Origin of the sequence: Pseudomonas sp. K5002 (assembly GCF_013386655.1) — a bacterium.
Lineage (GTDB): Bacteria > Pseudomonadota > Gammaproteobacteria > Pseudomonadales > Pseudomonadaceae > Aquipseudomonas.
Map to the genome: position 1 here is coordinate 1 of NZ_JACARK010001717.1, position 351 is coordinate 351.

Here is a 351-nt window from a genome sequence, read left to right on the forward strand (position 1 = left end):
CGTTCACCGCCGCACAACAGGATGCGCAGCCCGGCCAACGCGTCGGGAATCAATTGCACGTACTGGTTGAACAGCGCAGTGGTGACGAACAGGATCGTCGCCCCGCCCGCCTTCAGTGCCCGGCCAAACGCGCCGGGGTCGAGCAAGGTCGCATGGTCGATCACCAGCACCTGGCCACCGTTGAGCAAGGGGCCCCACACGTCCATGGTGCTCGCGTCGAACGCCGGGTTGGAAGCGAACGTCACGCGGTCATGGGCGTTGAAATCGGCGTAGCCGTTATTGATCACCAGCCGCGTGATGCCCCGGTGCGGTACCAGCACGCCTTTGGGAGTGCCGGTGGAGCCGGAGGTG

The 351-nt window shown here is 65.5% G+C and carries 1 protein-coding gene; it reads right to left on the bottom strand.

What is annotated here, in order from left to right:
- A partial coding sequence (locus HX846_RS38885; protein WP_178967660.1) for an AMP-binding protein occupies positions 1 to 351 on the bottom strand: 351 nt, incomplete at both ends.